The 7,507-nt window shown below is 60.3% G+C and carries 7 protein-coding genes and 1 riboswitch; of the genes, 3 read left to right on the forward strand and 4 right to left on the reverse strand.

What is annotated here, in order from left to right; translation table 11 throughout:
• Positions 1-117 precede the first annotated feature (117 nt).
• Together waaC and waaA are read left to right on the forward strand one after the other, a co-directional pair.
• Positions 118-1,095 (forward strand): lipopolysaccharide heptosyltransferase I, encoded by a 978-nt coding sequence (gene waaC / locus RCI20_RS09985; protein WP_306605011.1) that lies wholly within the window; start codon positions 118-120, stop codon positions 1,093-1,095.
• On the forward strand, positions 1,092-2,405 hold the full coding sequence (gene waaA / locus RCI20_RS09990) for a lipid IV(A) 3-deoxy-D-manno-octulosonic acid transferase (RefSeq protein ID WP_373691510.1): 1,314 nt from the start codon (positions 1,092-1,094) through the stop codon (positions 2,403-2,405). Before waaC ends, waaA begins: the two co-directional genes overlap by 4 nt.
• Here the strand turns inward: waaA and RCI20_RS09995 are convergent.
• The 4 genes from RCI20_RS09995 to RCI20_RS10010 all read right to left on the reverse strand — a co-directional run bounded on the left by RCI20_RS09995 (position 2,344) and on the right by RCI20_RS10010 (position 6,356).
• Positions 2,344-3,702, reverse strand: a complete 1,359-nt coding sequence (locus RCI20_RS09995) for a TolC family outer membrane protein (RefSeq protein ID WP_306605015.1) — start codon at positions 3,700-3,702, stop codon at positions 2,344-2,346. The genes waaA and RCI20_RS09995 overlap by 62 nt on opposite strands.
• 7 nt (positions 3,703-3,709) lie before the next feature.
• Positions 3,710-4,033 (reverse strand): rhodanese-like domain-containing protein, encoded by a 324-nt coding sequence (locus RCI20_RS10000; protein ID WP_306605017.1) that lies wholly within the window; start codon positions 4,031-4,033, stop codon positions 3,710-3,712.
• Positions 4,033-4,686, reverse strand: a complete 654-nt coding sequence (locus RCI20_RS10005; RefSeq protein WP_306605019.1) for a protein-L-isoaspartate O-methyltransferase — start codon at positions 4,684-4,686, stop codon at positions 4,033-4,035. The genes RCI20_RS10000 and RCI20_RS10005 overlap by 1 nt, the downstream gene beginning before the upstream one ends.
• A 179-nt stretch (positions 4,687-4,865) precedes the next feature.
• Positions 4,866-6,356 (reverse strand): carbonic anhydrase, encoded by a 1,491-nt coding sequence (locus RCI20_RS10010; protein ID WP_306605021.1) that lies wholly within the window; start codon positions 6,354-6,356, stop codon positions 4,866-4,868.
• A gap of 124 nt (positions 6,357-6,480) precedes the next feature.
• Positions 6,481-6,592, forward strand: a riboswitch (TPP riboswitch).
• A gap of 67 nt (positions 6,593-6,659) precedes the next feature.
• Here RCI20_RS10010 and RCI20_RS10015 point away from each other — a divergent pair.
• On the forward strand, positions 6,660-7,507 hold an 848-nt coding region (locus RCI20_RS10015), incomplete at its 3' end, for a phosphomethylpyrimidine synthase ThiC (protein WP_306605023.1).

Raw genomic sequence — 7,507 nt, forward strand, 5'->3', positions numbered from 1 at the left:
ATCCCGAAAATTAACTGGACATATTTTACCGCAAGGCATCCGGGGAAATGCGCCAAAGGGGTCTGTGCGGCTTGGCGTTCTATAATTGCGCCTTCACCAGCCACCCGTTTTTCGCCGATGCGCATCCTGCTAGTAAAAACATCTTCGCTCGGCGATGTCATTCACAACCTGCCGGTAGCCAGCGACCTTCGCCGGCATTTTCCGCAGGCCAGCATCGACTGGTGCGTCGAAGAGAGTTTCGCGGCGATTCCCCGGCTACATCCAGCGGTTGACCGGATCATTCCGGTGGCTGTCCGGCGCTGGCGCAAGCATTTATGGCAAGGCGCCACCTGGCGTGAAATGGCCGCGTTCCAGCGGGCCATCCGGGAACGGACTTACGATGCCATTCTCGATACGCAGGGGTTGACCAAAAGCGCCCTGCTGGCCAGCCGCGCCCATGGGCCGCTTGCCGGCTACGCCGCCGACTCGGCACGCGAACCGCTGGCCGCACGCTTTTACGACCGGCATTTTTCCGTCGACAAGAACCTGCACGCCGTACTGCGGAATCGCCTGCTGGGCGCTGCGGCATTCGGCTATGGCGTGGACAATGCAGTCGATTACGGCATCACCGCCCCCGCCCTGGCGCTGGATTGGTTGTCTGGCACACACAAAAACGTACCCTATGTCGTGCTGTTGACCGCCACCAGTCGCGACGACAAGTTGTGGCCGGAAAGCCACTGGATCGCCCTCGGCGAGCAATTGGCGCAGCTTGGTCTGTGTGCCGTGCTGCCCGCCGGCAACCCGGTCGAACGCGAGCGCGCCGCCCGTCTGGCCGCGGCGCTGCCGAATGCACTGGCCGCCCCGCCGATGCGCATTGACGCGCTCGCCACCTTGCTGGCGGGCGCACGGGCCGTCGTCGGTGTCGATACCGGGCTGACGCATCTGGCGGTTGCCCTCAAGGTGCCGACCGTTGCGCTCTACACGGCGACCGAGCCGGGCCTGACCGGGGTCTATGGCACCGGCTTTCATCGCAACCTCGGCGGCAAGGGCCAATGCCCGACCGCCGCTGCGGTACTGGAGGAAATAGCGCAGGCGATGAAACCGGAGTCGCTCTGATGCCGCGCTTCGCCTACAGCCTGCTGCTTTATCTGCTGACGCCGCTGATCCTGCTTCGCCTGTTCTGGCGGGGGAGAAAACAACCGGAATACCGGCAAAACATCGGCGAACGTTTCGGCTTCTACGGTCAACAAGGGAAAAACCCGGAAAAACAGCCGACCATCTGGCTGCATGCCGTTTCCGTCGGCGAGACCCGCGCCGCACAACCCTTGATTGACGCCTTGCAGGCGCGCTGGCCGAGCCATCGCATCCTGCTCACCGGCATGACGCCTACCGGTCGGGCGACCGGCCATGAGGTCTATGGCGACCGGGTGATTCAGGCATATCTGCCCTACGACTTGCCGGGTGCGGTCGACCGCTTTTTCCGCCACTTTTCCCCGGACTTCGGCGTCTTGATGGAAACGGAAATCTGGCCCAATCTGCTGGCCAGTGCCCAGCGCCGGAACATCCCGGTGCTGCTGGTCAACGCCCGTCTGTCGGCCCGCTCGGCGAAATCCTACGGGCGCATCGCCGCGCTCGTCCGTCCGGCCTTCGCTGCATTGACCAGCGTCGCCGCCCAGACGGCAGCCGATGCCGAACGCCTTGGCGCGCTCGGCGCACGTACTGTCGAAGTCTGCGGCAATCTGAAATTCGACGTGCTGCCGCCAAGCGAACGCCTGGCCCTAGGCCAGACATGGCGCAGCGCCATTGGCAATCGACCGGTATGGCTTGCCGCCAGCACCCGCGAGGGCGAAGAAGCCCTGATCCTCGATGCCTGGCGCCGCCACGGCGGGCCATCGTGCCTGCTCGTCCTGGTTCCCCGCCACCCGCAGCGCTTCGCTGATGTCGCGGCCTTGCTGGAAACCCAGCAGTTCAAATATGTCCGGCGCAGCCAGGGCTTACCGGATAACGCAACGCAAGTCTGGCTGGGCGACAGCATGGGGGAAATGGCCGCTTATTACACCATGGCCGACCTGGCCTTCATCGGTGGCAGTTTGCTGGCACTGGGTGGACAGAATCTTATCGAAGCGGCAGCCTGTCACTGCCCGGTGCTGGTCGGCCCGCACACCTTCAATTTCCTGCGCGCCACCGAAGATGCCATCGCCGCAGGTGCTGCGTTGCGCGTCAGTGATCCTGATGCCCTGATTGTTGCGGTCGACCGCCTGCTGAACGCAAAAAGCAGGAGCACAAAAGAACTGGCCGCCATGCAACAGGCGGCCATCGAATTTGCCACAGCCCACCGCGGGGCAACGCGGCGTACCTTGTCGCTTATTGAGCGCGACTCTGGAATGAATTCGGCGCCGAACCCGGCTCAACCAGCAGGGCATTGATGCGCAGCACGTCCTCGTCGCCCAGCGCGCCAACCGCTGCCTTCAGGCGTAACTGAGCCATCAGCGTATCAAACGTGGCCTTGGCCAGATCGCGACGGGTGACATAAACCTGATTTTCGGCATTCAGCACATCGATATTGATGCGCACCCCGACTTCGTAGCCCAGCTTGTTGGATTCCAGCGCCGACTGCGATGAAACCAGGGCAGCTTTCAGGGCGCGCACCTGGGCCAGACCGTTGGTCACCCCGAGATAATACTGGCGGGCAGCCAGTGCCGAATTACGCTTGGCAGCTTCCAGACCGGATTGCGCAACCAGACGGTTGGCAGCCGCTTCACGCTGGCGGGAGGTCACCTGCCCCCCCTGAAACAGCGGAATATTCAGTTGCAGGCCGACATTGCGAAAATCCGTATCAACCGCACCAATCGAATTGCTGGTGAAGGACTTGGCACGCCCCTGATTGGCTACCAGATCAAGCGTCGGATAGTGCCCGGCGCGTTGTTTGTCGACTTCGCGCGCCGCGATTTCAGCCAGCGCCTGCTGGATCAGCACCGTCAAACTGCCGGTTTCGGCGGCACTCACCCAGTCGGCCAGCTTGTTCGGTGCCGGCGGATTCAGTTCGGCATCCTTGCGCGGGGCAGCCAGCGGCCCGGCATCCTTGCCGACCAGCACCTGCAGCGCCTGCTGCCTGATTTCCAGTTCACTTTCTGCGGCAATTTCCTGGGCCATGACCAGATCGAAACGAGCCTGAGCTTCGTGCGTATCGGTGATGGTTGCCGTACCTACCTCAAAACTTTTCTTTGCCAACTCAAGTTGCTGCGCAATCGCCTGTTTGTTGGCCTGCACGGCCGACAGGTTTTCACTGGCATTGAGAACATCGAAATAAGCCTGCGCGACCCGCAAGATCAAATCCTGACGCGCCTGGACAAAACCGGCTTCGGCTTGGGCTACCTGTAACTTGGCCTGATCGTAAGCCACCCAGTTTTGCCAGCGAAACAGCGGCTGCGACAAAGTGAGTTGATAAGCGTGCGTGTTGTACTCGCTGCGGGTCTTCAGCTCAGGATTATTGCGCGGGTTGCTATCTGCGTCATTCCAGGCCGTATTGCCGGAAGCCGACAGGGTGGGCAGCAGGCCGGACAACCCCTGCGGGGCCTTCTCCCGACCTGCATCCAGCGAAGCGCGAGCGGCCGCGAAGACGGGATCGTTGATCAGGGCATCCCGATAAACCTGCATCAGATCGGCAGAAAAAACCGGTGATGCAAATAACGGACAGGCTAGAAGCCAGGCAATTTTTTTCATGCTTTCCTCAATATCGGGTCATGCCGGGATCGACTTCGCAGGCCCAAGCCTCGACGCCACCCTGAAGGTTGAATACCGAGGAATACCCCTTGCGTTCGAGAAACATGGCGACCTGCATGCTGCGCCCACCGTGATGACAAATCACCACAACATCGCGCGCTGAATCGATTTCGTCGCAGCGCACCGGAACGGTGTGCATCGGCACGGGCAACGATCCTTCGATAGCGCAGAGCGCCACTTCCCAAGGCTCCCGGACATCCAGCAGCAGGGGCTTGGGCCGATTGGCATCGGCCAGCCACGCGGCGAGCTGGATGGTCCCGAGTTGCTGCATCAGAAAATGAAGTCGCTCTTGGCTGCTGCGCCATCCAGCGCAGGAATGACGGTTTCAAACAGGTTGACCGTATTGAATACCCCCTCGGCGACACAGGTAATCAGTTGTGCCTCCATCACCGGCGCGGCACCCACCACAACGGCCAGACGACCGCCAACCCGGAGTTGCTTGAGGATGGCATCGGGGACTTCCGGCACGGCGCCGGAAAGGATGATCACGTCGAATGGTGCACGTTGCACCCAACCGCGAATACCATCGGCACATTCAACGGTGACGTTTTCAACCCCGGCGCGCTGCAGGTTGTTGCGGGCAAATTCAGCGAGTTCAGGACGGCATTCAAGGCTGATCACATGTTCCGCACGCGCGGCCAGCAAGGCCGCCATGTAACCGCTCCCCGTCCCGATTTCCAAAACCTTGTCGGTTTTGCGCACGGTCAATTCCTGCAACAGGCGGGCTTCGACGCGCGGCGCGAGCATGACCTGACCTTCACCCAACGGAATTTCCATGTCGGCAAAAGCGAGATTGCGATATGCAGCAGGAACGAAGTCTTCGCGCTTGACGACAAAAAGCAGGTCGAGCACCTTGGGGTCCAGCACTTCCCAGGGGCGAATCTGCTGTTCGATCATGTTGAAGCGCGCTTGTTCGATATTCATGGAGGTCTCCGCAGACTTTACATTAGCATACGCTAATATTTAGGTTCCAACAAAACAAAATTATACCCGAGCGACACATCGCCTCCAGCGCAACTGTAGGCGATTCACGACAAGAAATCCGTCCGGATTTCACTCAGTGCGCCGGCAAAGCGCCATTTTCAGGCGCCGCGCACGGAAAATCAGCGCCCGTCCTTGATCAGCCGGTCACCGACAGGTTGTACCGGTCTGGCGTTATGTTGGTACAGGCGACGGAACATCCGGATTTGCTCATCGGACACTTGCATCGGCTTCTTCATGACTAGCCACAACACACCTTCGGTACATGGCGGAGTCGTCAGGGAACCCATGAAGCTATAGTAATTGCGATAATCCGGCAGCAGGCGCGATGGATTGAACAGCACGCCGGGCGGTTGTTGCGGCTTGTGTTTTTCCATCGGCATGTAATTCCAGAGAAGCTGCAATTCCGGATGCTCGGTACCGCGTTCGAGCATCACATCGACGACCGCCAGACTGCCATCCTTGGCACGATGGACCAGATGGATCGCCATGTCGAAACGCTGACCATCGACCAACATTTCAGCCGGACTATGGAAATGGATATCCTCCAGCGTATAGGTCTTGCCGGTCAGCGAAAAACTGTTGTCATTGACACCAACCGAGACGCTGTGGCCATTATCGACAATGCGGAAACCGCTGGGACGATAGTCGAAGCGGATGACTTCCTGATCGACCTTGCTACCGTCGCGGATATCGATCGGCGACTGACGCGTGCCACTGCCGCAGAGTCTGTAGCGAGGATCAAGCTTGGCCCAGTGCTCCGGGCCGTGTTCGCCCTCGTATTCCCAATGGCCTTTGGGCAATTTGATTTTTTCAGGTGCGGGCGCAGCGGCCTCCCGGAGCACCGGCCGCGGTGCAGGACGTGGACTCGGCGCACTGTTGCGCACGGTTTGCGTGGTGCCGACAGGCACATTGATGGATTTGGGCGGAGTCGCCGCCGGTTTCTCCGGTGCGCTTGGCGCAGCCGAGGCTGGGCCCGGCGCGGCTGGCGCCGCGTTTTCCATTGCAGCCTTGAGGTTGGGACGAATGGAGGGAATCGGGGCGCTCGGTGTCTCGGCAGCGGGTGCTGCACTTGGCGTCGCCGCAGCAGGCTTGGCATCCGCAGTCTTGACCATCCCGGATTTTGGCGCCTTGACCATTTCCTGTTTAAGCATGGCTTCGTTGGCCTGCTTCAACTTGCTGGCCGCCTCGTTTGCCTTCTCGACCAGTTCAGCCTGGTTTTCCTTGGGCGGGCGGCATACTTCGCGCAACACGCGGTCATCAAGCGTGCCGCTGCGCACCGGTAACTCGACGCCAGGCACATCTTCTTCGCGCAGAGATTCCTTCTCGTTGGGCTTGTAAGTCCGCTTGATTGTACGAGCGCTACGCGTCGAGCAATCGTAACGCGTCACTGCTTCGATGATCCGGTAAGAAGAGCCGGTGCGACTATCGACCAGATCGCGATCCAGGGTCACGCGACTCTGGGCCTCGACGTTATTGCCTTCGCGTTTCATCGTGCTGCGGTCGAGTTCGATGCGCCGACCGGATTCGGCAGAAATATTCTGCCAGCTTGGCGCTGCCGTTGCCGCCCAGGGCAAACAGGCCAGCACGATGGCAATGGTCCTCAAACGCATCTCGCGTACCTCACACTTTTCTTTATATTCACAGGGTTGCCGGGGCTATTTCGACTCGATTCGAGAAATCTTGAGCCGACACTGGCATTTCTTGCATTTTGCCTGTGTTTCCAGTACCTTGCAGCCCAATCGTTAGGGGTGTCACCCGCTATTTTCCGGAATATTGCGGTCGACTGAGAAATACCCTTCGAACCTGACCGGGTCATGCCGTCGTAGGGAAACGAAGTCTGCCGTTGGAACCAGATCGCTCCTTGCCCGTCTTACCCTGCTCGCCTTACCCCGCAGACCCCGCATGGAGCACTCATGAACGCCAAAGACACCTTCCTCGCCGCCAATGCCCACGTCGACGAGGCCGCTATCCAGCCGCTGCCCAATTCCCGCAAGATCTACGTTGAAGGCTCGCGTCCGGATGTCTTGGTGCCGATGCGTGAAATCAGCCAGTCGGACACCCCGACCGGCATGGGCGGCGAAAAGAATCCGCCGATCTATGTTTATGACTGCTCCGGTGCGTATTCCGATCCGGCGGTCAAGGTCGACATCCGTTCCGGCCTGCCGGCATTGCGCGCGCAATGGATCGAAGAGCGCGGCGACACCGAAGCGCTGCCGGACCTGAGTTCCGAATTCGGCCGCAAGCGTGCCACCGATGCCAGTCTTGATGAACTGCGTTTCCCCGGCCTGCACCGCAAGCCGCGTCGTGCCAAGGCTGGCGCCAACGTCTCGCAGATGCATTACGCCCGTCAAGGCATCATCACGCCGGAAATGGAATACGTCGCCATCCGCGAAAACCTCAATCGCCGCGCCTATATTGAATCGCTGCGGTCGACCGGCCCGATGGGCGAAAAAATGGCCAAGCTGCTCGGCCGCCAGCATCCCGGTCAAAGCTTCGGCGCCAGCATCCCGGAAGAAATCACGCCGGAATTCGTCCGTAGCGAAGTCGCCCGTGGCCGCGCCATCATTCCGAACAACATCAACCACCCGGAAAGCGAGCCGATGATCATCGGCCGCAACTTCCTGACCAAGATCAACGCCAACATCGGCAACTCGGCGCTCGGCTCCAGCATTCAGGAAGAAGTCGAGAAAATGACCTGGTCGATCCGCTGGGGCGGCGACACGGTGATGGACCTGTCCACCGGCAAGAACATCCACGAAAC

Origin of the sequence: Azonexus sp., from assembly GCF_030824335.1 — a bacterium.
In the GTDB taxonomy this organism is placed as follows: Bacteria; Pseudomonadota; Gammaproteobacteria; order Burkholderiales; family Rhodocyclaceae; genus Azonexus.

Coding starts and splice junctions, on each gene's coding strand:
- waaC (WP_306605011.1), top strand. CDS start 118: ATGCGCATCCTGCTAGTAAAAACATCTTCGCTCGGCGATGTCATTCAC.
- RCI20_RS10010 (WP_306605021.1), bottom strand. CDS start 6,356: ATGCGTTTGAGGACCATTGCCATCGTGCTGGCCTGTTTGCCCTGGGCG.
- RCI20_RS10005 (WP_306605019.1), bottom strand. CDS start 4,686: ATGAATATCGAACAAGCGCGCTTCAACATGATCGAACAGCAGATTCGC.
- RCI20_RS09995 (WP_306605015.1), bottom strand. CDS start 3,702: ATGAAAAAAATTGCCTGGCTTCTAGCCTGTCCGTTATTTGCATCACCG.
- RCI20_RS10000 (WP_306605017.1), bottom strand. CDS start 4,033: ATGCAGCAACTCGGGACCATCCAGCTCGCCGCGTGGCTGGCCGATGCC.